General features: G+C 37.7%; 27 protein-coding genes. 12 read left to right on the top strand and 15 right to left on the bottom strand.

Annotated features, from left to right (window positions below; translation table 11 throughout):
- Positions 1-93 precede the first annotated feature (93 nt).
- On the top strand, positions 94-1,305 hold the full coding sequence (locus ACR65M_RS07040) for a NupC/NupG family nucleoside CNT transporter (RefSeq protein WP_341331160.1): 1,212 nt from the start codon (positions 94-96) through the stop codon (positions 1,303-1,305).
- Between the two features lie 44 nt (positions 1,306-1,349).
- Here the strand turns inward: ACR65M_RS07040 and ACR65M_RS07035 are convergent, their stop codons facing one another.
- Both ACR65M_RS07035 and ACR65M_RS07030 read right to left on the bottom strand, forming a co-directional pair.
- The gene (locus ACR65M_RS07035; RefSeq protein WP_341331159.1) at positions 1,350-2,009 is read right to left on the bottom strand and encodes a CoA transferase subunit B; all 660 of its coding nucleotides are present in this window, start codon (positions 2,007-2,009) and stop codon (positions 1,350-1,352) included.
- 13 nt (positions 2,010-2,022) lie between these two features.
- On the bottom strand, positions 2,023-2,712 hold the full coding sequence (locus tag ACR65M_RS07030) for a CoA transferase subunit A (protein WP_341331158.1): 690 nt from the start codon (positions 2,710-2,712) through the stop codon (positions 2,023-2,025).
- 154 nt (positions 2,713-2,866) lie between these two features.
- Here ACR65M_RS07030 and ACR65M_RS07025 point away from each other — a divergent pair, with 154 nt between their 5' ends.
- Positions 2,867-3,757 carry a LysR family transcriptional regulator gene (locus ACR65M_RS07025; RefSeq protein WP_341331157.1) on the top strand — a complete coding sequence of 297 codons (891 nt, stop codon included), beginning with the start codon at positions 2,867-2,869 and terminating at the stop codon, positions 3,755-3,757.
- A 56-nt stretch (positions 3,758-3,813) separates the two neighbouring features.
- Here the strand turns inward: ACR65M_RS07025 and ACR65M_RS07020 are convergent, their stop codons facing one another.
- The 4 genes from ACR65M_RS07020 to ACR65M_RS07005 all read right to left on the bottom strand — a co-directional run bounded on the left by ACR65M_RS07020 (position 3,814) and on the right by ACR65M_RS07005 (position 8,129).
- Positions 3,814-5,592, bottom strand: coding sequence for an adenine deaminase C-terminal domain-containing protein (locus tag ACR65M_RS07020; protein WP_440272943.1), 1,779 nt, complete (start codon positions 5,590-5,592; stop codon positions 3,814-3,816).
- Between the two features lie 214 nt (positions 5,593-5,806).
- Positions 5,807-6,940, bottom strand: a complete 1,134-nt coding sequence (gene solA, locus ACR65M_RS07015; protein ID WP_440272942.1) for an N-methyl-L-tryptophan oxidase — start codon at positions 6,938-6,940, stop codon at positions 5,807-5,809.
- 63 nt (positions 6,941-7,003) lie between these two features.
- Complete coding sequence (locus ACR65M_RS07010; RefSeq protein ID WP_440272941.1) at positions 7,004-7,369, bottom strand: DUF1801 domain-containing protein; 366 nt, start codon at positions 7,367-7,369, stop codon at positions 7,004-7,006.
- Positions 7,370-7,421: 52 nt separating this feature from the next.
- Positions 7,422-8,129: a DNA alkylation repair protein gene (locus tag ACR65M_RS07005; protein ID WP_341331153.1), complete on the bottom strand. Its 708-nt coding sequence runs from the start codon at positions 8,127-8,129 to the stop codon at positions 7,422-7,424.
- A 162-nt stretch (positions 8,130-8,291) separates the two neighbouring features.
- Here ACR65M_RS07005 and ACR65M_RS07000 point away from each other — a divergent pair, with 162 nt between their 5' ends.
- A complete protein-coding gene (locus tag ACR65M_RS07000; protein WP_341331152.1) occupies positions 8,292-8,663 on the top strand; it encodes a VOC family protein in 372 nt (123 codons plus the stop codon).
- A 78-nt stretch (positions 8,664-8,741) separates the two neighbouring features.
- On the opposite strand, the gene ACR65M_RS06995 is transcribed toward ACR65M_RS07000, so the two are convergent.
- Both ACR65M_RS06995 and ACR65M_RS06990 read right to left on the bottom strand, forming a co-directional pair.
- A complete protein-coding gene (locus ACR65M_RS06995; protein ID WP_341331151.1) occupies positions 8,742-9,137 on the bottom strand; it encodes a VOC family protein in 396 nt (131 codons plus the stop codon).
- Between the two features lie 125 nt (positions 9,138-9,262).
- Positions 9,263-9,385, bottom strand: a complete 123-nt coding sequence (locus ACR65M_RS06990) for a hypothetical protein (protein WP_440272940.1) — start codon at positions 9,383-9,385, stop codon at positions 9,263-9,265.
- Between the two features lie 195 nt (positions 9,386-9,580).
- On the opposite strand from ACR65M_RS06990, the gene ACR65M_RS06985 reads away from it, so the two are divergent.
- Positions 9,581-9,979, top strand: coding sequence for a nuclear transport factor 2 family protein (locus ACR65M_RS06985; protein ID WP_341331150.1), 399 nt, complete (start codon positions 9,581-9,583; stop codon positions 9,977-9,979).
- A gap of 34 nt (positions 9,980-10,013) precedes the next feature.
- On the opposite strand, the gene ACR65M_RS06980 is transcribed toward ACR65M_RS06985, so the two are convergent.
- Positions 10,014-11,300 (bottom strand): NCS2 family permease, encoded by a 1,287-nt coding sequence (locus tag ACR65M_RS06980; RefSeq protein ID WP_341331149.1) that lies wholly within the window; start codon positions 11,298-11,300, stop codon positions 10,014-10,016.
- A 120-nt stretch (positions 11,301-11,420) separates the two neighbouring features.
- Between ACR65M_RS06980 and ACR65M_RS06975 the strand changes: the two genes are divergently transcribed.
- On the top strand, positions 11,421-12,287 hold the full coding sequence (locus tag ACR65M_RS06975; RefSeq protein WP_341331148.1) for a LysR family transcriptional regulator: 867 nt from the start codon (positions 11,421-11,423) through the stop codon (positions 12,285-12,287).
- Positions 12,288-12,603: 316 nt separating this feature from the next.
- Here ACR65M_RS06975 and cspD read toward each other — a convergent pair whose 3' ends face one another.
- Entirely contained in the window at positions 12,604-12,804 is a 201-nt protein-coding gene (gene cspD, locus ACR65M_RS06970) for a cold-shock protein CspD (RefSeq protein ID WP_010283803.1), read from the bottom strand.
- A 270-nt stretch (positions 12,805-13,074) separates the two neighbouring features.
- Complete coding sequence (msrA, locus tag ACR65M_RS06965; RefSeq protein ID WP_440272939.1) at positions 13,075-14,037, bottom strand: peptide-methionine (S)-S-oxide reductase MsrA; 963 nt, start codon at positions 14,035-14,037, stop codon at positions 13,075-13,077.
- 118 nt (positions 14,038-14,155) lie between these two features.
- Between msrA and ACR65M_RS06960 the strand changes: the two genes are divergently transcribed.
- The gene (locus tag ACR65M_RS06960) at positions 14,156-14,401 is read left to right on the top strand and encodes a DNA alkylation repair protein (RefSeq protein ID WP_121448294.1); all 246 of its coding nucleotides are present in this window, start codon (positions 14,156-14,158) and stop codon (positions 14,399-14,401) included.
- A gap of 65 nt (positions 14,402-14,466) precedes the next feature.
- On the opposite strand, the gene ACR65M_RS06955 is transcribed toward ACR65M_RS06960, so the two are convergent.
- Positions 14,467-15,480 (bottom strand): acyltransferase family protein, encoded by a 1,014-nt coding sequence (locus tag ACR65M_RS06955; protein WP_440272938.1) that lies wholly within the window; start codon positions 15,478-15,480, stop codon positions 14,467-14,469.
- Positions 15,481-15,704: 224 nt separating this feature from the next.
- On the opposite strand from ACR65M_RS06955, the gene ACR65M_RS06950 reads away from it, so the two are divergent.
- The 3 genes from ACR65M_RS06950 (at position 15,705) to ACR65M_RS06940 (ending at position 17,580) form a co-directional block, all read left to right on the top strand.
- Entirely contained in the window at positions 15,705-15,962 is a 258-nt protein-coding gene (locus tag ACR65M_RS06950; protein WP_440272937.1) for a CGCGG family putative rSAM-modified RiPP protein, read from the top strand.
- Positions 15,937-16,227 (top strand): hypothetical protein, encoded by a 291-nt coding sequence (locus tag ACR65M_RS06945; RefSeq protein ID WP_341331144.1) that lies wholly within the window; start codon positions 15,937-15,939, stop codon positions 16,225-16,227. Before ACR65M_RS06950 ends, ACR65M_RS06945 begins: the two co-directional genes overlap by 26 nt.
- A gap of 144 nt (positions 16,228-16,371) precedes the next feature.
- Entirely contained in the window at positions 16,372-17,580 is a 1,209-nt protein-coding gene (locus tag ACR65M_RS06940) for an MFS transporter (protein WP_341331143.1), read from the top strand.
- Positions 17,581-17,620: 40 nt separating this feature from the next.
- Here ACR65M_RS06940 and ACR65M_RS06935 read toward each other — a convergent pair whose 3' ends face one another.
- A complete protein-coding gene (locus ACR65M_RS06935; protein ID WP_440272936.1) occupies positions 17,621-18,397 on the bottom strand; it encodes a class I SAM-dependent methyltransferase in 777 nt (258 codons plus the stop codon).
- A gap of 95 nt (positions 18,398-18,492) precedes the next feature.
- Entirely contained in the window at positions 18,493-19,467 is a 975-nt protein-coding gene (locus tag ACR65M_RS06930; protein ID WP_440272935.1) for an NAD(P)H-dependent flavin oxidoreductase, read from the bottom strand.
- Positions 19,468-19,719: 252 nt separating this feature from the next.
- On the opposite strand from ACR65M_RS06930, the gene ACR65M_RS06925 reads away from it, so the two are divergent.
- A complete protein-coding gene (locus ACR65M_RS06925) occupies positions 19,720-20,004 on the top strand; it encodes a phage holin family protein (protein ID WP_440272934.1) in 285 nt (94 codons plus the stop codon).
- A gap of 611 nt (positions 20,005-20,615) precedes the next feature.
- On the opposite strand, the gene ACR65M_RS06920 is transcribed toward ACR65M_RS06925, so the two are convergent.
- Positions 20,616-21,440: a TrmB family transcriptional regulator gene (locus ACR65M_RS06920; protein ID WP_440272933.1), complete on the bottom strand. Its 825-nt coding sequence runs from the start codon at positions 21,438-21,440 to the stop codon at positions 20,616-20,618.
- A 139-nt stretch (positions 21,441-21,579) separates the two neighbouring features.
- On the opposite strand from ACR65M_RS06920, the gene ACR65M_RS06915 reads away from it, so the two are divergent.
- Both ACR65M_RS06915 and ACR65M_RS06910 read left to right on the top strand, forming a co-directional pair.
- Entirely contained in the window at positions 21,580-22,209 is a 630-nt protein-coding gene (locus ACR65M_RS06915) for a homoserine/threonine efflux transporter (protein ID WP_121448285.1), read from the top strand.
- A gap of 101 nt (positions 22,210-22,310) precedes the next feature.
- The gene (locus ACR65M_RS06910; RefSeq protein WP_440272932.1) at positions 22,311-23,387 is read left to right on the top strand and encodes a TDT family transporter; all 1,077 of its coding nucleotides are present in this window, start codon (positions 22,311-22,313) and stop codon (positions 23,385-23,387) included.
- The last annotated feature ends 4 nt before the right edge of the window (positions 23,388-23,391 follow it).

Raw genomic sequence — 23,391 nt, 5'->3', positions numbered from 1 at the left:
TAAAGATAATACAGCAAAAAGTCTATCCTAATACAAGCTTTATTTCGTATATTCTTTATCAATGATGATAAATCTACCATTAGAGGTGATTTAATGAACATACTTTGGGGGATATTCGGAATCTTGGTTGTACTTGGGATAGGCTTATTAATATCGGGTAACAGGCGTAGTATTAATCCCAGAACAATCCTGATTGGATTACTTATCCAATTGAGTTTTGCTTTTATTGTTTTAAAATGGGAGACAGGAAGAGCGGCACTTAAATGGGTTTCAATGAGGGTTCAGGATATTGTTAACTACGCTAATGAAGGAATTTCTTTTCTATTTGGGTCGCTTTCGAATACTGAGGAATTTGGTGTTATTTTTGCAATACACGTGTTAACGATTATTATCTTCTTTTCTTCATTAATCTCAATCCTCTATTATCTTGGGATTATGCAATGGTTCATCAAGATCATCGGAGGAGCATTATCTAAGTTACTCGGAACCTCCATGACTGAATCCATGTCTGCAGCTGCAAATATCTTTGTTGGCCAGACAGAAGCACCTTTGGTCATTCGTCCTTACTTAGCTAAAATGACCAACTCGGAACTATTTGCAGTAATGACAGGTGGACTAGCTTCGGTTGCGGGTTCTGTCCTAGTAGGGTATGCGCTCCTAGGTGTTCCCTTAGAATACCTTCTGGCTGCAAGTTTCATGGCTGCACCAGCTGGACTTATTTTAGCAAAGATTATTATGCCTGAGACCGAGCATTCAAACATTAAAGATTATGAAATGCAAAAAGATACTGATTCGACTAACGTAATTGATGCTGCAGCCCGGGGTGCAAGTGATGGTTTACAACTTGCTTTAAATGTTGGTGCCATGTTACTCGCCTTTATTGCACTTATTGCGTTAATAAACGGAATATTAAGTGGACTAGGTGGTATATTTGGTTATAACGCTTTGAGTCTTGAAAGCATCTTAGGAATCATCTTTTCACCAATTGCATTTGCCGTGGGTGTACCATGGTCAGAAGCAATCACGGCTGGAAGCTTTATAGGTCAGAAGCTTGTCCTAAATGAATTCGTGGCATATTCTTATTTTGCCCCTCAAATTCCTGAACTAACTGAAAAAACAGTCATCGTTGTCAGTTTTGCATTATGTGGTTTTGCAAACTTAAGTTCGATGGCCATTCTGCTTGGTGGTTTAGGTGGACTAGCACCATCACGACGCGCAGATATCGCAAAATTGGGATTACGATCAGTTGCTGCAGGGATGCTTGCTTCTTTATTAAGTGCTGCTATTGCAGGGATGTTTATTTAAAATATCAGAAAAAGGATAAGGTGTTGCCTTATCCTTTTTCGTATCTAATATGCTTCAAGACTAACTTCATTATCTATGATTAATTCAGCCTCAGTATTTTCTACTATATCTTTTACACTATACCCCTTTGCTACCTCAACTAATTTTAAGCCATTCTCTGTAACATCAATAACGGCTCGATCTGTTATAATGCGATCCACAACGTTTTGACCTGTAAGTGGTAGACTACATTTCTTCAATAGTTTAGGCTGACCTTGTTTATTCACATGCTCCATAATGACAATCGTCTTTTTGGCACCGTGAACTAAGTCCATGGCTCCACCCATGCCTTTAATCATCTTGCCAGGAATCATCCAGTTGGCTAAATCGCCATTCTCAGCCACTTCCATACCACCTAGGATTGCAATATCTATATGTCCCCCGCGAATCATAGCAAAAGACTCGGCACTGCTAAAAAAGCTAGCTCCCTTCATCGCCGTGACTGTTTCTTTTCCTGCGTTGATAAGGTCAGGGTCTACCTCTTCCTTCGAAGGGTAAGGCCCAATTCCTAATAATCCGTTTTCCGATTGTAAAACCACATGTTTATTGTCCGCAATATAATTTGCCACCATTGTTGGCATGCCAATCCCCAGATTCACATAATTACCATCCTTAATTTCCTGCTCCGCCCTTTTTGCAATCTTCACTCTCACGTTATTCGACATTGTTTTCCCTCCCCTAATCTCTTATTGTTAATCTCTCAATTCGTTTTTCATGCTTACCTATAACAAGTCCCTGAACATAAATGCTGGGTGTGTGAATTTCGTTAGGTTCGAGTTCGCCAACTTCTACAATCTCCTCTACCTCTGCAATCGTATATTTCCCAGCTGCTGCCATGATTGGATTAAAGTTTTGAGCTGTTTGTCGATAAACTAAATTCCCTAATTTATCTGCTTTCCATGCTTTCACTAGACTATAATCGGCTGTTAAACCTTCTTCTAGTAAATATTCTTTTCCATTAAACTCTCTTGTTTCACGTCCCTCCGCGATTTGAGTTCCCACTCCTGCCGGGGTATAAAATGCTGGGATACCTGCTCCACCAGCTCTGATTTTCTCTGCTAATGACCCTTGTGGAACTAGTTGAACCTCCAATTCGCCACTTAGCACTTGTCTTTCGAACTCCTTGTTTTCTCCCACATAAGAGGAAATCATCTTTTTGATTTGTTTATTTTGCAAAAGGATCCCGAGTCCCCAATCATCTACACCACAGTTATTTGAGATCACTGTTAAATCCTTTACATTCGCCTGCCCTAGGCCAAGAATTAAATTTTCTGGAATTCCAACAAGGCCAAACCCACCTACCATTAAGGTCATTCCACTTTTAATAGCGCTTACAGCCTCTTCAAAACTTATAAATATTGTTTTCATATTTTTCCTCCCGAACTAAGGATATTTGAACTCCCCCAATAATTTTTCTTAATTTTCAATATCTTCTTAATGAGATTTTACAACAACCCAATTTATCCGTAAAATGAATATTAAGAATAAACTTTATTACAAAATGGAATAAAAGGAGGCATGTATGGAGTTAAAAGATTTACGCTACTTTATGGAAGTTGTAGATTACGGTAGTTTTACAAAAGCAGCAGTTAACACCTACATATCACAACCAACCTTAAGTAAATCCATTAAAAAATTAGAAACTGACCTTAACGTTGAATTATTCGAACGCTCAACTCGAAAATTAGTTTTGACAGATGCAGGTAAACTCGTATATAAGCAAGCAACTAAAATACTAGGTGCCACATACGAACTACATACCTTATTAGACGATCTTATCAATCTGCCGACAGGAAAAATCAAAATTGGGATACCCCCTTTAATTGGAACACTCTTCTTTCCAACTATTGCGCAAGAATTTGGAAAGCAACATTCGCAAGTGTCGTTAGAATTAATTGAACTTGGTGCCAAGCGTATTGAACATTTGGTAGATGAGGGGCAAGTAGACGTTGGTGTTGTAGTAAATCCGACCGACCACCATAAATTTTGGGTCGCCCCCTTTATTAAAGAAGAATTTATGCTATTCACTCATCCCAGACACCGATTATCTAATGAGGATTGCGTAAAACTTGAACAACTTGAAACAGAACCTTTTATTCTCTTTAATCAAGAATTTGCTTTACATAATTTGATTATTCAACAATGTCAAAATGCTGGATTCACTCCTACAATTGCTTATGTGAGTTCACAATGGGACTTGATAACGGAACTTGTGATTGCACAATTGGGGGTTACTCTTTTACCTAAATCAACGTATTCAAAAATGGATAAAACTCAAATAAACATGATTCCACTCGAATCACCTCCAATGTGGGAGCTTGTTGTCATTACCAAAAAAGACAGGTATCAATCTTTCGCAGTAAGGGCTTTGTTGAAATTTATTGCTGAGGAGTTTGGAGAATTATTAACCTAAACAAAAAGCAACCAACAAACATTTATCTTTCCGTGTTTGTTGGTTGCTTATTTATATTACTTCGTTACCTCTGACCCAAACGCTTCTGCCTTTAGCAAAATGTCATCCTTTTTAACTTCATATAGACCATACGGCACCAAGCGTAAACCCGGAAGGAAGTCGCAGGTTAAAAACAATAAAGTATAGAGTATATCATGGAATGGGAATCCCCTTTCCTGCAGTGTTTGAAGCAATTCATCATGATATTGCACGGCTTTATCAAATGAAGGGTTCGTAGTCATCATACCTGTAAGTGGTAACGGGATTTCAAGGATGATGTCATTTCCATCCACAATGACAATACCTCCACCCATTTCATAAGCCCGTGCTGCTGCTTTTGCCATCGCTTGATGGTTTCTTCCAACAACAAGTAACTCTGTCGTCGTATTGTACGTCGAAGCCATCCCATCAAGGGTAACAGCAAATCTTTCCAGGACAGCTCTACTGACCCAATTTCCTCTTCGATCAATCAATGCTGAATACATTAGACCTTCATGACCTGAAAGATCCGCAACACCATTCACAGATGGGATGATGGTATCCTTCCTAGCGGTAATGACATTACTCTTAAAATATGAAACTGGTAATGGTTCATTCTCATCTGGATGTGGATATTGATAGAGTTCTGGGTTTTCTAACACAGATTTCGGGAATTCAAATGCTTCTCTCACCACATATTTTGTCCAGTCTATTTCCGGCATCGATGCGAATAATTGTCCATTTTCCGCAACTATTTCGCCACTTGCAACAACTAAGTCCGGGCGGAAGTCAACTAGGTCTGGAAGCAGGAGGATGTCTGCCTTTCTTCCCGGGGCAATGCCCCCAATATAATCCTCAAGGCGAAGGTATGTAGCTGCATTGATTGTTACCATTTGAATGGCGTCCATCACTGGAACACCAAGTTCAACTGCTTGACGAACAAGTCCATCAACAAATCCTTCTCTTTCAATAAAGCCAGGATGTGGCCCATCTGTTGTCATCACAATTCTACTTGTGCTGACCTTACCTTCTGTAATCATTTTAATCACTTCTTCTAAATCTGGTCGAAGCGAACTGTTTCGTAATGTCGTCCACATCCCCAATCGAAGGCGGTCTAATGCTTCTTTGGCCGTAATCGCCTCATGGCACGCAGTCACGCCTGAAGCGACAATCGCATTTAATTTTTCATACGAACAGCCTGAAGTATGGCCGTCGGAAACCTTTCCGATTTCTTTTACATAATCCATTGTTTCTAGAAGAAACGGATCTCCATTATAAAGGAGCGGCCAGCGTGTTACTTCAGCTGAACCAACCACTTCGTCCAATGCTAATAATTCCTGAATATCTTGATGATTATACCACTCACGTTCACCTGGATAGTCCGCCTGTGAAACAAGTCTTACAAGCCAAAGGAAATTTCCTGGAAGGGACTTTAAGTCATAAACCATGTCCTTGAAACCTTTCGCTCCCATATGTAAATAGAAAAATAAATTATCATTGACCGATGTGGTTGTACCCAGTGGCAACACCTTGCTTGTAATGCTGATAGGGTTATAGACAACCCATGGATGAGAATGTGCCTCAATGAACCCAGGAGACACGTACTTTCCTTCAGCATGAATAACCTCCGTATGCTCTCCAACCATCGCTTCACTTTCACCAACATACGCGATACTATCCTTATATACAGCCACATTTAGCTTTAAAAATTCACCAGAATACACATTAATGACTGTCCCACCTTTTATGTACAAATCAGCAGGTATATTCCCCTTTGCTACTTCCACTAGCTCACTTCTCTTTGCTCTTAGCTTCAAACTCCCCACTCCTCTACACTAAATCAGTAACATTACGTTTTATTCACTTTCGTCTGTATAACATAATATTAATAAGACTAGTGTAGAACTGTCAATCCTATTGCTTGAATTTATAAAAAATTTAGATTTTGGTACACGGGGACAGGTCCCTTGTCCCAAAACTAATACAAAAAGCAGCCCCTTAGGACTGCTTTTTAACGTTCACCAACATCGCTTAGTTATCAAATCGCTTGATTGAGAAAGGACGAATATCAAACTTTGTATTACGATCCCCAGTTACTAATTCACTTAAAATTTCCCCTACTACACTACTAAACTTAAAGCCATGGCCTGAGAATCCACAAGCAATCACGACATGATCATAACTTGGGTGTTTATCAATAATAAAATCTTCATCTGGTGTGTTCGTATATGTACATACCTTCCCCAACTTGTGAAGTCCAACCTTATCTAAAAAGTTCTCTGCAAAACGAGTTACATCCTGTATATCATTTTCATGAGTTCCAAATTCTTCAATAGGTTTCTCCATATTTCTAGGTTGTCCCTCATCGTGACGCCCAATTTTAACACCTGCTTCATTAATACTAGGAAAACCATAGAATGTTTCTGTAGGCAATTCAAATGTGAAGGCTGGAAACGTATCAGAATGATAGATACCCTCATCAGTATCAAACCACGAAAAGGTTTTTCTTACTTCCTGTAACGGCAATTCTAGTCCAATAAGTGGAAGAACTTTTCTAGCACCCGCACCCGGAGTAAAGACGAGTGACTCAGCTGTAAAGCTATCATTTTCTGTTTGTACCTCTACATGATTCTCAAATATGCTTATGGATGTCACAGGTGAATTAGGCTTAAGAACTGCTCCATTTTTTAAAGCCTCTGTCTTATAAGCACTTATGCACTTCTCACTCATTAATACACCTGAATCCAACTCATAACAGCCTATATAACCCTCTGGTACACTAAAACCATTCCATTTTTCATTAATTTCCGCAGCGGATAACTGTTCCACATTTAAAGAAAATTTCTCGGCACTACTCATTACATTTTGAATAAATGGAGAATCAGGAAGACCAACATTAATAACCCCTGTATTTACAAAAATTTGTTCTTCTGACAGCTCTTGAAGCTTATTCCACAAGGCCTGTGCCCTTAGTGCCATCTCAACATAACTCTCGCCTTCTCCATAGGCATGGCGAATAATTCTTGTTTCTCCATGATGTGATCCTTCTGTATGTGGAGGATTATGGGAATCTATCAATAATACACGCTTCCCTTTCTTCGCTAAGTAGTAGCCAGCTGCCATTCCCATCGATCCAGCACCAACGATAATAACTTCAAAATCCATATGTTAGATACCCCCACTCGTTATCTGCCTGAATTCTATTTGCTGAAATCAGATACACTGAGCTTATTTCTCATTCAAATCCATCGCAGCCTTAATTAATTCGTTAAAAACATCAGGCTGAATCTCTTCCATTTTTTTAATCCTAATATGCCTCATCCCTTTGCCTGACCCTTGTAATAATTGATTTGTATCCTTTTCTTGAAGTTCAACACCCCTATGGAAACCAAGATTCACATGTTTTTTAGAGGCCTGAAGATAACACACCAATCCATTGTAGGTGTAATTCGGCATCGACCACTTATATTCCTCAATTAAGTTTGGAGATGCATCTAGTATGATTTTTCTTAAAGCAAGTGTAATGCTCTGAATATCTTCAGGTAGTTCCGAAATATATTGGTCTACCGCTTCAATCGTTCTTGTTTTTTCCATCTTTTTCACCTTCTAGTTTTATAAAAATATGTGAATCCATTACGTATTGGAGTTAACAAATACAAGTCTTTCTTTTCATACCTACTCGATTTTTCGCTTCTACCTTCTTTATGTAATCAGTTGCAAGAGGAACTTTACATGCTGTATTCCCTACATCTACATGCACCTTTCCAATATGTGCTGCGACTTGCTTTGCTTCATCATTTAGCTCCGCTACATAACTACCCACAGACAAAACAAAGCTATTCATCACATAGCGAACCCGATTTCGCTCTTCATGGATCGTACTTTTCACTTGATTCAACAGGTCTCTTATTTCTGGAATATTTAGTTCTTCATCTGGTGTAATTGATAAATAATTTGAGTATGTACTCCATCCACAAACTGCAATCATTTCTTCCTCAGATCTCATCCATTCCCTTGCCAATTCGAGTGCAAACTTACTTTCAGCCGCCACTTGTGCAACAGTATATTCTGCAGCCATATACCAATATGCTTTAGTTGCCCAATCTTGTAACGTCTCCTTTGAAATTAGCTTGGGATTTACCGAGAGACCCGCTAAATACATGGCATCATGATTACCAGAATCATATAATTTTAACGCTAATTCATAATCTTTCTTTACAAACTTAACAAGCTTTTTTAAATCCCCAATTTTAACTCCAAAATGCGGCTCTCTTACACCATGATTCTTATAAATTTGCTTTATTTGCTCGGAACCTATTTCCTCAAGTTTTTCCATAATTTCTTCATACGTCACATTTGTTCATCCTCTCAATAAATCTATTTAAGTTCTAGCATGATCCTCGTGTATTACAATTGGTATTTTATCCCATAATTTGAATGGATCATACCCTGATATCCTTGTGAATTTCCAAGTACTCCTTTATAGTTAAATTAAACCATAATGAGGAGGTAAAAAATGAAACTTGGAGCATTTTCTGTCAGTTTAAATGTAAAAGACATTCACAAATCAAAGGAATTTTATGAAAACCTAGGATTTCAGACACTAGGTGGGGATATCAATCAAAATTGGCTCATCTTAAAAAATGGTGATACTGTAATCGGTTTATTCCAAGGAATGTTTGATAAGAACATTCTCACTTTTAATCCTGGGTGGGATCAAAGCGCACAAAATCTCGAGTCGTTTACAGACGTTCGCGAAATTCAAAAGCAGCTAAAAGAAAAAGGAATGACTATGCTGACTGAAGCAGATGAATCAAGTGAAGGACCTGCTCATTTTGTCATAGAAGATCCAGACGGGAATCAAATTTTATTCGACCAGCATCGCTAAACAAATACATATCAAACTAATAAGCCTTTCACCCATAATTGGGCAAAAGGCTTTATTATTTGAAGGAACGATTAAGACTTATTTCGCATTCTCATCTGGTTGATGAATTCCAAAGATATTTCCTTCAGTGTCAATATAATATCCCTGCCACGCCATACCTGGAAGTGCATATTTCGGCAACGCAACCTTCCCACCATTAGCCAAGATTTTCTGTTCAGTTGAATCATAATCCGCCACACCCATAGTACAGGCAAAACCATTCAGAGGTTGGTTTGCTCCAGGAGGAGGACCTTGTCTTTGCATTAAAGCACCATTAATACCAAGTTCATTTGCATCCCCTGTCACAGCTCCAAAATAAGGCATCCCCGCATAGTCCGTCCAATCTTCAAATTTCCAACCAAACACTTCCCCATAAAACTTCTTTGCTCGCTCCATGTCATCCACATGTACTTCAAAATGAACGATTCTTCCCATCATATCCACCTACAATTTCATAAATTTTTCTATATTATGTAATTCTACCTATGTTGCTGTTACACCTTCTTCATTATCGGAAAAAGTAAAAAATGTTATTCAACTTATTTTATAACACCATATACTTATCTCTCTAAATAGCTTTTTAATGCATCTAAATCTTTAGCACTGGCTTTTATAAATTCACCTGCCATTACCTTACCAAAAACTTTGCCAAAACCTATTAACCCCTTGATTTCGCCATGCAATGTAATAACAGTTTGATTTTCAGATGACTCAAGTCTATATGAAAATATAAATTTTCCTTTTCTTCATATCGCATGCTCATAAGACCTCTTCTTCTGTAACTTTTTAAAGTTTATCATACAACCTGTGAATAATAATTCCCATAATTGACACCCATTTATTTTAATAGATATAATTTTTTAAAAAGGATGATTAAAATGAATCCGGATCTAAGAAGCACACCCCCTTCCTCACTTAAAGATAAAGCATTATCTTTTCTAAATCTCGTTGTGTCAGGGAATGTAAGAGAAGCATACGAACGATACATCGACACTGATTTTTGTCACCATAATCCTCATTTTCGTGGAGATGCAAAAAGTCTTATGCTCGCTATGGAAGAAAATGCTGTCAAGAATCCCCATAAGATTTTCGATGTGAAACTTGCCATAGAAGAAGGTGACAAGGTTGTTGTATACTCCCACATCAGACAAAATCCTGACGATCGTGGTGCAGCAGTTGTACATATCTTTCGTTTCGAAAATAATAAGGTTGTTGAATTGTGGGATATTGGACAATCCCTACCTGAAAACTTTCCTAATGAAAATGGAATGTTCTAAACAAAAATAGCAGCCCATAAAGGACTGCTATTTTTTAGTACACATATTGAATGACAAAATTACTAATAAACAATATCGCAATCATATATAGTGCCGGATGGATTTCTTTTCCTTTGCCCATCAAAAGTTTCATGACAGGGTACATAATAAAGCCGATTGCCATGCCGTCCGCAATACTATACGTTAATGGAATTAACACGATAATTAAAAGCGCCGGGAAACTCTCAGTGAAATCATCCATTGAAATGTTCACAATGTTTTGCAACATCAGAACCCCAATTAAGATTAGAATTGGTGAAACCGCGCTTGCGGGAACCACTTTTATCACTGGTATAAATAAAATAGAAACTAAAAACATAACCCCTGTTACAATACTTGTTAGTCCAGTTCTTCCTCCAGCCGTAATTCCAGCAGCTGACTCCACTGAAGCAACAGTTGGGCTCGTTCCAAAAACTCCAGAAGATAAAACAGAAACGGCTGTAGCCTGAAGGGATTTTTTACTACTCTCAGGACGTTTTAACATGTTCGTATGTCCATGTATTAAACCAATATTTTCAAATACTAGCACCATTGCAAGTGAAATTGAAGTTAGCCAAAAAATAATATTCCCTGCTTGTGCCCAAGATAATTGACCAAACACACCAAAGTATTCACTGAAATCTGGTGTAGATAAGGAGATTCCCTCTACGTTTGATCCCCCAAACATTATCGCTAATACCGATGTAATCAAAATACTTAACAATAGATTACCGGGTACATTTTTAATAAATAATAAAACCGTAATAATTAAACCAATAAAAGTAATTATCACTGTCGGGCTACTTAAATCACCGATAGCAAGCAGAGTGTGTTCTGAACTAGTAATTATCCCTGCGTTGTCAAACCCAATTAATATCAACAGAATTCCAATCCCAATCGTAATCGCTTCTTTTAAAGAGGCTGGAATTGAGGAAGTAATCACTTTCGCTAATGGTGTAAAAGCAATAACAACGAAAATGAGTCCCGCTACAAAAACCATAGCTAATGCTTCCTGCCATGTAAATCCTCCGGATTGTACAATTGTATAGGTAAACATCGCATTTAATCCCATTCCAGGAATGAGGAGAATCGGTGTATTCCCCCATAACCCAATCACTACACATCCTATGAAACTAGTTAAAATAGTAGCAATGATACCCGCTTCCATAGGAATTCCCGCTACAGCGAGGATTGTTGCATTGACAATAATAATGTAGACAACGGTTATATATGAAATAAATCCTGCAGAAAATTCCTTTCCAATTGTCGTACCATGTTGTTGCAATTTAAAAAAACGTTCCATGTTTATCACCTTTCTCACGTCCACTAAAAACGATATTCATCATAACATAGACTTCTACTATTCGGAAAATATATAATATATATAGAAACTATATATTTTTTATATAGAAGGAGAAATTTGATGGATATTAAGCAGTTACGTTATTTTATTGCAATCGCTGAAGAAAAAAATATTACAGCAGCCGCCAATCGACTTCATATGTCTCAACCGCCTCTTAGCATGCTACTAAAGCAGATGGAAGAAGAGCTTGGAGTCAAATTATTTGAACGTATTGGCAAAAGTATGGAATTAACGGATAAAGGTGAGGTTCTCTATCAACGTGCATTGCATCTCGTGAACAGTATTGAGGAAATAAAAAATGAAATTCAAGAAACAGAAGAAGGTACAAAAGGTGTACTCGCGGTGGGTTTAAACACGTTATCTGTCTCTGGATTTTCGGACATGCTTCGTGCCTTCCACCAAAAATACCCACTCGTTTCGATTAAAGTTGTTCAAAATGATTCTTTTTATCTGGCAGAAATGGTCAAATCACGCGCGATTGAAATGGCATTTGTAAGACTACCGCTTGAACATCGTGGTTTCATATATGAACACCTTCTTAGTGAGCCCTTTGTTTTTGTGAGTAAGCAGAAAACGGACATAGTTTCGCTGCAATCAATCTCACAATTGCCACTCATTATTCCAAGTACTGAAGGTTTGGGAAGCTATAATATCATTCACGAAGCATTTTCTAAACAAAAGCTTCAATTTACAAGTATTGCGGAGTGCTCAGATATGCATGTATTGATGGAAATGGTTAAAGGAGGCATGGGAGCAACGATTGTGCCAAAATCGGTGTTTGATGTATATGGGGATGGAGATCTATACTCTGCTCCGATTAAAGATACAACAATGCATTCCTCACTAGGTGTGATTTGGCTTGAGCATCACTATGTCTCAACCCCTGCTAAGAACTTTATCAAGTTGGTTAAACAAGAATTATCTTAATTAGTACACTAGGGTTCGTAAGATTAGCCGTTATTCGTACCTTCAGGCGATTGCTTACTATTTTGTAACAAGTAATTTGCCATCAGAAGTCTGCTTCACCTTTTGGGACGGTACGGAAGACACTATCATATTTACTAAATACTTTTCTAGCACACTAGCTTGTATCGCTAAACCCATTTTGTGGCACTCTCTAAGTCCTTAATCAAACCACAAACCCATCTGGGACAACGGACCTGTCCCTCTGACCCACTACTTCGAAAATCACCACAAAAAAACAGCCCTACTTCAGTAGGACTGTTTTTATTTATGGGTTAAATTATAATTTAACTACGTTAGACGCTTGAGGTCCACGGTTACCTTCAACGATTTCGAAAGAAACTTCTTGACCTTCTTCTAAAGTTTTGAAACCTTCGCCTTGGATTGCTGAGAAGTGTACGAAAACATCGTCTCCACCTTGTACTTCGATGAATCCGAATCCTTTTTCGCTGTTAAACCATTTTACTTTACCATTTTGCATGAAATATGCCTCCTAAAATGAACACACAAACCATTTGTGCATTGAAAAATTAACCATTGTACACTTACATAAATCTAAAACAAATTCACATATAACTTCAGAAGAATAGCCTGATTCTAAAATGAAATTATCGTTCTTTCTTTCTTTAAACTTATATAACGCAACAAAATGGTCTATTTCATCATATCATCGCAGATTACCAGAGTCAACCAACAAATATAAAAATAGTCATTTTCTCATACATGCTGTATAGACATGCATTCTCTCGATTTAGTTAAAGAGTTTCACGTACTCCCCATAGCCTTCTTTTACAAGATCTTCCTTTGGAATGAAACGAAGTGCTGCGGAATTTATACAATAACGCATACGAGTTGGTCCTGGTCCGTCATAGAATAAATGGCCAAGATGGGAATCAGCTGTATTGCTTCTTACCTCAGTACGGATCATTCCATGAGAAGTATCTAGCTCCTCAACAATTTCTTTCGCATCAATCGCCTTTGTAAAGCTTGGCCAGCCGCAGCCAGCATCATATTGATCCAACGAACTGAACAATGGCTTACCTGAAACAATATCAACATAAATGCCTTCTTTTGTGTTATCCCAGTATTCATTTCGGAACGGAGGTTCTGTCCCTTGTTCTTGTGTGACATGGAACTGCATCTCTGTCAGACTTTTCTTAGCCTCTTCGTATTCCTTCGCGTACCAATGTTTTCTAATAAATTTGTCTCTGCCTGAACCCTTGCGATATCGATTATAGTGTTCAGGCTTCTTTTTATAATAATCCTGATGATATTCTTCTGCTCTATAGAATTCCTTTGCAGGAAGGATTGGTGTTACGATTGGTTTTGTGAAGATTCCACTTTCAGCTAGTTTTTGTTTTGATTCTTCAGCAATCTTTTTCTGTTCGTCCGTATGGTAAAAAATTGCTGTGCGGTAGGAATCACCACGATCGAAAAATTGGCCACCTGCATCTGTTGGATCAATTTGTTGCCAAAAGAGTTCAATTATTTTCTCATAAGGAAAAATATCTGGATTAAATGTAATTTGAACGGCCTCATAATGTCCTGTTGTATCCGAACAAACCTCTTCATACGTAGGGTTTTCTTTCGTTCCACCTGTATAACCAGACACAACTTCAATAATTCCTGGCTGTGTATCAAACGGCTTAACCATACACCAGAAGCAGCCACCAGCGAAGGTTGCTTTTTCTACTTTCTCATGTGTATTTTCCATATACCCTCTTCCTTTCTCCTTTTACTTTATTTCATTATATCATTTCTGCTGTCTGTTCAAAAAAATACGCTCATAGTATTTCCTTAATTGGAAAAAGTAAAAAATAGGAGGTGTAAGAATGAGTAGTCCTTATTTATGTCCTAATTGTAAAACCAACCGCTCTAGATTTAATATTATTGAACAAGTGCCTAAATCCGTAAAAATGGATCCGCAAAGTGGTGAAGTTATGGAGGAATACACTGAAAACCTTGATCCCTTCCATGTTCCATACCGTGGACCAGAAATCAAAGTACAGTGCGGTGTATGTGGCCTGATTGAAGATGAACAATCCTTCATTAAAAGAGCTCAAAATTACAAAGGGTAAAAACACAAAGGGACGTTTCTCCTGGTTTTACGGTACTGACCGGACCAAGAGAAACGTCCCTTTTATTAGTAGCCTTCTTGTTTGAAATTAAAGAACCTCTTGATGATGGAGATTCGAAGTTCAATTAACGGTTGAGTAATCGCTCTAATTGTTTTCGTTGATAATAACAACGTTAAGACAAGTGAAGCAATTACTAATATGATAATATTTCCGGTATCGTTAATGACGTCAAGCCATTCGCTACTTCTGAAATATTTAATGACAAAACCGTGCAGTAAATAAACATATAATGTATGTGTGCCCCAGCTTGTGAAGAAAAACTGTTTTTTCGGTAAAAGTGAGAAAAAGGCAAACGTCATAACAACTGATACCAAGTAGACTGCTAATCGAATGAGTCCGCCAAGATTCACATGAGATAACGTTTCGTACGACTTAGAGCCAAGCAACCAACCGGTGTTGAACTCTGGAACGAAATAATAGCCGATAAAAATAGCTAAAAGCAAAATTCCTGATCCCACCTGCACTGCCGGGCGTTTCAAGGCTGAAAAATGTTCTCTTTTACAATAAAAACCTAACAAAAATAATGGAAAAAAGACAAATGTCCGAGATAAACTTAGGTAATTTTCCACAAAGGGAATATATCCTACACCTATCCCCACTAAAACTGCGATAGTCAACGACCATTTCATCGGAAGTTTCGTGTACGCATACAGCATCACATTCCAGCAAAATAAACTAATTAAAAACCAGAGTGACCACTGTGGATTAAATGGCTCAAATAAAAGTGATTCACCATTATATAGGTAGTAATAATAAATCGTGTAGATAAGCTGAAAAATTAAATAGGGAATCAACAGTTTTTTTGCCGTCTTTTTAATATATCCTTCCTTCCTAAATCCCTTTGCAAAATACCCTGAAACTAATATAAAAGCAGGCATATGAAACGAATATACGAAGTGGTAAATTGTCATGATGATTTTATGATCATCAATAAAAGGCTGAATAAAATGCCCAAAGACAACAAGGAATATTAAGATGAACTTTGCGTTATCAAAATAATACTCTCGCTTATGTGCCATCATAAAACCTCCAAACTATTGTTATCGTATTATAGCATCGCAAGGAGGGTGTTTATGCAATTGTCTTTGATTTGTAAATGTCTTTTTAATATTAATGGCCAGTTTGTAATTATACTGAAAAATCTTAATAAAAATGAAACAAACCTTATTAGACGTTTTGAGCTGTGATTCATATCATCTTCAGGTTTATTCTCAAGCATTATAATATGGTTGAGGTGATGAAAATGACGAAGGATTGGTCGATTGATTTAGAGCATGGGGACTACGAGCACAATATTTCTTTAGTAATTGAAGAAGGGTTAAATGCGATTGAGGAGACTGAACGTGGCTGCTATGTCAATCTTGTCACACCTGCAAATTTCGGTAACCCCTCTCACTATCTTGCAGAAGCTATAAATCTCAAGTACGAATCAAGTGTGTCCTATCAATTTATTGACCAATGTGGGTGTGGTGGCTATGTTTTTCGCGTCTGGAAAAAATAAAGAAGTTCTAAATATGCTTATGGAATACGCCAATCAGCAGGTCGTTATAAATTGGTATGAGGATGGACAATTAATCGAACGTAATGGATTCTTTTTTTCAAGCTTATGTGTCGAGGGTAATACACTGCTTTTCATAAAAGAAAACGAAGTGAAACAAACGATTTCATTAATAAACTATCAAACAATTGAGATTCTCCCGGATTTTCGTGATTTTTTTCAATTAACAAACGGAACACACATCCTACAAATTTATTTTCCTCACTAAAAAATACTCAGGGACTTTGAGTATTTTTTTTAGCTTCGAAAATATTTCATAAACCGAAAGTTTCGTTAATGAAAATAATCTACAATTGTGGTACTATAAATCTATTAAAAAAACAAGTATCTTTTTTAGGAGATGGAAAAAATCATGCCGAATTGGCAACGAAATTTATGGGTTCTTTGGATTGGTGTCTTTTTTACCGCTTCAGGATTTTCGATGGTTATCCCGTTTTTACCAATCTTTTTGTTAGAAATCGGGGTACACGACCACACAGAATTATGGTCAGGGCTAATCTATGGGGCCGCATTTTTTGCGGGTGCATTTGCGACACCGTTTTGGGGAAGAGTTGCAGACAAGTACGGACGTAAACCAATGATTGTAAGGGCTGGCTTTGCCCTTTTTCTTGTTTATACATTAATGGCATTTGTTACAAATCCTTATCAAATCTTAGGTTTACGTATCATGCAAGGTTTACTAAGTGGGTTTATTCCAGGCTCAATTGCCCTTGTCGGTACAAATACACCAACGAAAAATGTTGGGTATGCGCTCTCCATGATTTCATCTGCAGCTGCAACCGGGATGATTATTGGACCACTGTTAGGTGGGGGGTTAGCTGAACTATGGGGTAATCGCTGGGCCTTTGCAAGCGCAGGAGTTGTTGTCTTATTGGCGACGATTTTAATTATCTTTTTCGTAAAAGAAGAAAACTTCAAAGCGAACAAGGAAAAAGGTTCGGTTATAAAAGATTTTAAAATCGCAATCGACAATCGCCCATTCTTCCTTGTTTTAATTCTGACTTTAATGGTCAGTTGCTCTACCATGATTATTGACCCAATTCTACCACTATACATCGCTGATATTGCAAGCCACACAAGCTATACAACATTACTGACAGGTTTTGTAATAGCATTACCAGGTCTTGCGAGTGCATTGTTTGCACCTGTATGGGGAAAATGGGCGGATAAAGTGGGTTTCCATAGGATTTTATTCATTGGGCTGTTGGGGGCTGGAATCGGTACATTAGCGCAGATTGTCTTTACCCAAATCTGGGGCTTCTCAATTATTCGTTTTACCTATGGAGTATTCTTCTGCGCAATCTTCCCTGCTTTAAATGGGCTCATCGTCAAGATTACGCCAGAAGATTTCCGCGGAAGAGCTTTCAGCCTAAGTCAAACTGCAAATCAAATTGGAGGTATGATTGGCCCACTTATCGGAGGAGTATTAGGTGGACTATTTCCTACACAAATGCTTTTCACGGTAACAGGAATATTGCTCTTAGTTGCACTCGCCACTGCCTATTTGAATGGGGACCAACGAAAACATGTAGTGAAACGAGGGGTACTAGCTAAGAAATAAAATAGTTCGTATAAACAAACGCTCAGAAGTCCCTGAGCGTTTATTTCATCTTTATAGCTCGGGTAGCAACAAATGTTTTAATATATTTATCTACTATTCTTTTTCCTCCAAAATCATCTTCAAAAAAACCTGATATTACAAACCCTGCATCAATTTGTCCCTGGATTTGATCTTCCAGCGTATGGGCGAATTCGATTGTTTGATGTGAATTGATATAATCTTGCACTTCATCCTCTGGTAAATAATCCAGGGTCGAAGATGGTATAGGATGTTTTACATCTAGAATCCCATTATTTTCTTGATTTTCATCAAAAATCCAGAGTAAGGGATTTGTAAACCCAGCAATCAAAATACCATTGGTTTTTAATACTCTAGATGCTTCATTCCAGACGGGACGCACATCTTTAACAAATAAATTAGAAACAGGATGAACAATCAGATCAAAGTACTCATCTTCAAATTCACTAAGGTCAGACATGTCACCTTGTACTGTTTTTAACGTTAATCCTTCACGTTCTGCTACCTTTGCATCTTGCTCTAATTGTTTTTTTGATAGATCAAAAACAGTCACGTCTGCCCCAGCCGCAGCTAAGATTGGCCCTTGTTGTCCCCCACCAGACGCTAAGCAGAGTATTTTCAATCCATCTAATGATTTCGGAAACCAGTGCCTTGGGACAGATCTTTCAGTTGTAACAATGATTTCCCACTCACCAGTTTTACTCTTTTCGATTACATCACTACTCACCGATCGAGTATATCTAGCCCCCTCTTCTACCTTCTTATCCCAAGCATTTCTGTTATGCTGAGCTATGTCCACTGTAATTCCTCCTCCCCTCCAACAAACATGAAAAAAAGTGCTTACTCCGATAAAAAAATCAACTTAGGAATAAGCACACGAATTCATTTATCTCACTAGGCAAAGATTTGACTTGTCTTCAATAAGTTTTCCCTTGCCTCAATATATTCCTGATGGAGTTTTTCAATATAGTTTCCTGCACTTGTTACTTCATTAATCACTCCAATGCCTTGACCACTTCCCCAAATATCTTTCCAAGCTTTTGATTTCCCATCACCACCAAAATTCATAGTTGATGGGTCGCTTTCAGGAAGATTTTCAGGATCTAAGCCTGCTGCACGAATGGATGGCGCAAGATAGTTTCCATGAACTCCCGTAAATAAATTACTATACACAACGTCATCCGAATTGCAATCAACGATAGCTTGCTTATAGTCTTCTGCTGCTCGTGCCTCATGTGTTGCAATAAATGGTGAACCAATATAGGCAAAATCTGCTCCCATAGCTTGAGCTGCTAATATCGACTTCCCGGATGCAATGGACCCTGCTAAAGCTAAGGGACCATCAAACCACTCACGGATTTCCTGAACTAACGCAAATGGACTCTTGCTTCCTGCATGACCTCCTGCACCTGAAGCCACGGCAATTAGGCCATCCGCCCCTTTATCAATTGCCTTATGTGCAAATTTATTATTAATGATGTCATGTAAAACGATTCCTCCATAGCTATGAGCTGCTACATTCACCTCTTCACGAGCCCCTAGTGAGGTGATAATAATAGGTACCCTGTATTTCACACATAGCTCCATGTCATGTTCAAGCCGATCGTTTGACCTATGTACGATTTGATTAATAGCAAATGGAGCTGCTGGGCGGTCAGGGTTTTTCGCATTGTAATCAGCCAGCGTCTCTGTTATCTCAGCCAACCATTCATCGAGTTGTGAGGCGGGTCTAGCGTTAAGTGCAGGCATCGACCCTACAATCCCTGCCTTACACTGTTCAATCACAAGCTTTGGATTACTAATGATAAACATTGGTGAACCGATAACAGGTAACCTTAAGGAGTTTAGGATAGATGGAATATTCGACATATTTACTTCCTCCAATTTCAAAACATATTTACTTGCATTGAAAATAAATCATTCTGAATATGAGAAGGACAGGATGTCTGTAATTATAATTTAGTAATCGCTTTCGATCATCCTTCTATTTAGTAATACTATATTGATAGGGTTATAGTCAAATAATTCTCTATAATTTTTAAATATCCTTTTCACACTAACCAATACCTTCTATTTGGAATAATTTATCCTAAAAGGATTTGATATGTTGAAGGTGAAAAAATGGATCTAAATTTTAAATTTTATATTCGGCAAGATGCGTTTATTTTAATACCTGTACTGTATTTCATTGGGCTCATCCTTAAAGATACTCCTTTCATACTACGGTGGACACACAGATGGATTCAATTAGGATTCGCCACCATCGCCTGCCTTCTTTACTATGGCTTCATTATTCAATCCGTTGTGCAGGCTATCCTTGTCACAGGTGCAACCATGATCTCTGAAGACCTCATCAAAAACACCATTCACGGAATCTCCTCAGTAAGGGATAAAAAAGATGAGTAATTAGCTAACCGCGGGGGCTGATTTTGGTCCCCAAAGGAAGATCCCCCTTGATCTCTTCCTATTTTATCCAAAACAAATCCCTATTTGGTCCTTATGCTATGACATCTTCTAAATATATACAAAAGTCACATCATATTTCTTCTCTATGCAGTGACTTTTTCCAGATTCATACATAACCCATATCATATTTCATTCTTATGCATGACCTTTTCCAGTTTTATACAAAAGCCATACCATATTTCATCCTTATGCTATGGCATCTTCCATTTTCATACAAAACCCATACCATATCTAAACCTTATGAAATGAGCTCTTCCAAATTTATACAAAAACCACACCATATTTCATTCTTAAGCTATTGCTTTTTCCAAGTTTATACAAAACCCACTCCATATCTAAACCTTATGCTATGACATCTTCCATTTTAATACAAAACCCATACCATATTTCATCTTTATACCACGGACTCTTCCAGTTGCATCCAAACCCTACCTTATCAGGCATTTTCGCTTTAACATTTTCCCGTTTTGTCCATAATACCTGCCATACGATAAACACATTCTTTTTACACAAAAAAAGCGCTGATTCAAGACCAACGCTCCATACCCATTTTACTTCACATAATGTTTTTTGAAATCCGGGTGGATTGAAAATTTGTGACGGAGGCTAATTAGGTTTTTGCCGAAGCTTTCTTCTAAGATATCACGGTGCTTGTTTAACAGTTCCATCAAATATAAATCATGAATGATAACCTCTGTTATTGGCATGACTAGTCCAACATGCATCGTCCAAGCTGCGCGACTATCTTTACCTAAAGACACGATTCCAGCTACGACCTCTGAATCATCACCACTGTATACGAGCCATCTACCGCCATATTCTTCCGTAATATCCAGGCTCATATCATGTAAATACACATTGGCAAAGTCTGATTCAACCTCTCCGTACGCTATAATCGTAACATTGACACCTTTTTTAGCAGCCGCTCTTAAATCATCTGCTAATACCTCATACTCCTCTTTCCATACTTCTAACAAAATTCGTTTGTTAGCTGCTTCAATACATGTCCGTACTTTATCAAGAATTTCTGTATCTCCTGTGATATTCCAAATATTTTCACGATCATGAACCGAACGCTCAAAGTTCTCAAAAAACTTCTCTGCCTTATCAAAATTTTCCTCTGCCTTCGTACGACGGTTACGGATCAGTTCTTTGGCAGGAACCGGCGTATATTGTGGTGTATTACCTGGACTGACCAATATATCGCCACGCATGACCAAATTGTCCAATACCTCATAAATTTTCGAACGAGGTACACCAGAATTTTTTGCAACCGCATAGCCTGTTAATGGAGATTCTTCCAATAAGCTTAAATATGCCTTCGCCTCATACTCCGTAAAATGTAAATTTTTTAAGGTATCAAAAATATTATCCATTTACTTCCTCCAAATTAGTCGCTACCTTTGTAACTAATATACTAACAAAAAGTATTGATGCATTCCAATCATTTCTGCTACAATAACTTTAAGTAGTTACTGTAGTAGTCACTAAAACAAATATGGAGGTCTACAGAAAATGGATAACCTAATTGCCTATTTACCAATTGCAGCTATGATGGTTATAATTCCTGGAGTGGACACGATGTTAATCATCAAAAACACACTTACATACGGTCCGAAAGCTGGTCGCTACACTTTACTTGGAACGTCGATGGGACTCGCTTTTTGGACACTTATTGCCGTTCTTGGGTTATCCGTTGTAATTGCAAAGTCCGTGTTTCTGTTTAGTTTTATTAAATATGCAGGTGCTGCCTTCTTAATCTATTTAGGAATCAAAAGCTTCTTCACAAAAAGCTCCTTGTCATTGAATGAACTTCAAGAACAAGCAAAGAATCAGGTTACACCTACAAAAAAGCATCATAAAGAATCATTTTTGCAAGGGTTACTTAGTAACATACTTAATCCAAAGACCGTTCTCGTATATATCACAATCATGCCCCAGTTTATTGATTTGAAGGAGAACATAAATCAACAATTAATTATAATGGGCCTTATTATGTCCATCCTTGCCATTGTCTGGTTTTTACTCCTCGTATCAATTCTTGATTACGCAAAAAAGTGGTTCAACAATCCGAAATTCAACAAAGCATTCCAAAAATCAACCGGTTTAATCCTTGTCGGCTTTGGCATTAAAACTGGAATCTAATAACATACATAAATCCGTTCATCCGTTGAACGGATTTTTCACATTCAGGCATAACATGATAAAATAGATTAGTAATTAATTAGATTTAAAAGGTGATCATATTGTTTTTGTTATGGGTACTGCTCATTTTAATTGGAATTATCTATATTAAGTACACAAATATTTTCGTTAAAACTTCAACATTAGCCGTTGTAATGGCGATTGGAATTATGACTCGAGGGGTTTTATCCAACTATTTCACGACAGGCTTTAATGTTTATAGTGAAATTATTGTGATGATCAACATTACACTATGGCTGTCATTTCTTTTTTCTTTAGGATTGACCATATGGAATGGAAAATTTATTGAACTCCATATCAAAAATCCCATCAATCGATTTGGGATTGGAACCTGGGTAGCCGCTTCCTCCATTTGCGGGATTTTACTTTACATTTATAACGATTGGTTTATTCCAGCGATGCTCGTCTCACTTGTGAATTTTGGTTTCTGGCTATTTTATATAATTATCTCGATAGTAGCCTTTTTCGAAATCCACAAAACCAATTCCTATCATAAGGTTCACGGTATTCTACTACTAACCACAGTTAGTACACAATCATTAATCCTTTTAATAAACACCATATATCCTGATGTACCAACCTACTTGAACACAACCTTGCTAATGATTGGTTTCCTTTTTTATTGTGTTGGGATATATTTTATCGGTAAAAGATACATTCGAAAATACTGGTCCATCAAGGATGACTGGAATAACACAAACTGTATTCTCCACGGGGCCTTGTCCATATCTGGAATTGCCTGCATTATATCCGGAAATGTTGATCCTACTATCATCGTCACGGTCTGGATTATCGTCTTTGCTCTTTATTTAATTGTTGAGACAATTGAGATCATCCGACTTTATTTAAGACTTAAGGATTTTGGAATTAAAAAAGGAATTTTTACTTACGATGTCACCCAGTGGAGTCGGATTTTTACCTTTGCCATGTTTGATACATTTACATTCCGTCTTCAAACAGATATCGCCATTATTTTGCATATCCGGCATTTTGTCCTTTCTTTTGGTATTTGGCTCATTTTAACGCTAATAGTGGTTGAAGTTTTTCTATGTCTGAGGTATATGATGCAACTTCACCGTGCTACGTATAAAAATTCCGTATCGGAAATCTCGGTTTAAACTT

This window comes from Ferdinandcohnia sp. SAFN-114, assembly GCF_059415045.1.
The sequence above is the reverse complement of the archived record's forward strand: the minus strand, read 5'-3'. Positions and strand labels throughout refer to the sequence as shown.

Excerpts from the sequence above, each read along its gene's own strand:
- ACR65M_RS07000 (WP_341331152.1), top strand. The coding sequence starts at position 8,292 with ATGAAACTTGGAGCATTTTCTGTCAGTTTAAATGTAAAAGACATTCAC.
- ACR65M_RS06960 (WP_121448294.1), top strand. The coding sequence starts at position 14,156 with ATGAGTAGTCCTTATTTATGTCCTAATTGTAAAACCAACCGCTCTAGA.
- ACR65M_RS07035 (WP_341331159.1), bottom strand. The coding sequence starts at position 2,009 with ATGTCGAATAACGTGAGAGTGAAGATTGCAAAAAGGGCGGAGCAGGAA.
- ACR65M_RS06980 (WP_341331149.1), bottom strand. The coding sequence starts at position 11,300 with ATGGAACGTTTTTTTAAATTGCAACAACATGGTACGACAATTGGAAAG.
- cspD (WP_010283803.1), bottom strand. The coding sequence starts at position 12,804 with ATGCAAAATGGTAAAGTAAAATGGTTTAACAGCGAAAAAGGATTCGGA.
- ACR65M_RS06985 (WP_341331150.1), top strand. The coding sequence starts at position 9,581 with ATGAATCCGGATCTAAGAAGCACACCCCCTTCCTCACTTAAAGATAAA.
- ACR65M_RS07040 (WP_341331160.1), top strand. The coding sequence starts at position 94 with ATGAACATACTTTGGGGGATATTCGGAATCTTGGTTGTACTTGGGATA.
- solA (WP_440272942.1), bottom strand. The coding sequence starts at position 6,940 with ATGGATTTTGAAGTTATTATCGTTGGTGCTGGATCGATGGGAATGGCA.
- ACR65M_RS07010 (WP_440272941.1), bottom strand. The coding sequence starts at position 7,369 with ATGGAAAAAACAAGAACGATTGAAGCGGTAGACCAATATATTTCGGAA.
- ACR65M_RS06920 (WP_440272933.1), bottom strand. The coding sequence starts at position 21,440 with ATGGATAATATTTTTGATACCTTAAAAAATTTACATTTTACGGAGTAT.
- ACR65M_RS06995 (WP_341331151.1), bottom strand. The coding sequence starts at position 9,137 with ATGGGAAGAATCGTTCATTTTGAAGTACATGTGGATGACATGGAGCGA.
- ACR65M_RS06955 (WP_440272938.1), bottom strand. The coding sequence starts at position 15,480 with ATGGCACATAAGCGAGAGTATTATTTTGATAACGCAAAGTTCATCTTA.
- ACR65M_RS06945 (WP_341331144.1), top strand. The coding sequence starts at position 15,937 with ATGTTTTTCGCGTCTGGAAAAAATAAAGAAGTTCTAAATATGCTTATG.
- ACR65M_RS06915 (WP_121448285.1), top strand. The coding sequence starts at position 21,580 with ATGGATAACCTAATTGCCTATTTACCAATTGCAGCTATGATGGTTATA.
- ACR65M_RS06950 (WP_440272937.1), top strand. The coding sequence starts at position 15,705 with ATGACGAAGGATTGGTCGATTGATTTAGAGCATGGGGACTACGAGCAC.
- msrA (WP_440272939.1), bottom strand. The coding sequence starts at position 14,037 with ATGGAAAATACACATGAGAAAGTAGAAAAAGCAACCTTCGCTGGTGGC.
- ACR65M_RS06930 (WP_440272935.1), bottom strand. The coding sequence starts at position 19,467 with ATGTCGAATATTCCATCTATCCTAAACTCCTTAAGGTTACCTGTTATC.
- ACR65M_RS06940 (WP_341331143.1), top strand. The coding sequence starts at position 16,372 with ATGCCGAATTGGCAACGAAATTTATGGGTTCTTTGGATTGGTGTCTTT.
- ACR65M_RS07025 (WP_341331157.1), top strand. The coding sequence starts at position 2,867 with ATGGAGTTAAAAGATTTACGCTACTTTATGGAAGTTGTAGATTACGGT.
- ACR65M_RS07030 (WP_341331158.1), bottom strand. The coding sequence starts at position 2,712 with ATGAAAACAATATTTATAAGTTTTGAAGAGGCTGTAAGCGCTATTAAA.
- ACR65M_RS06975 (WP_341331148.1), top strand. The coding sequence starts at position 11,421 with ATGGATATTAAGCAGTTACGTTATTTTATTGCAATCGCTGAAGAAAAA.
- ACR65M_RS06925 (WP_440272934.1), top strand. The coding sequence starts at position 19,720 with ATGGATCTAAATTTTAAATTTTATATTCGGCAAGATGCGTTTATTTTA.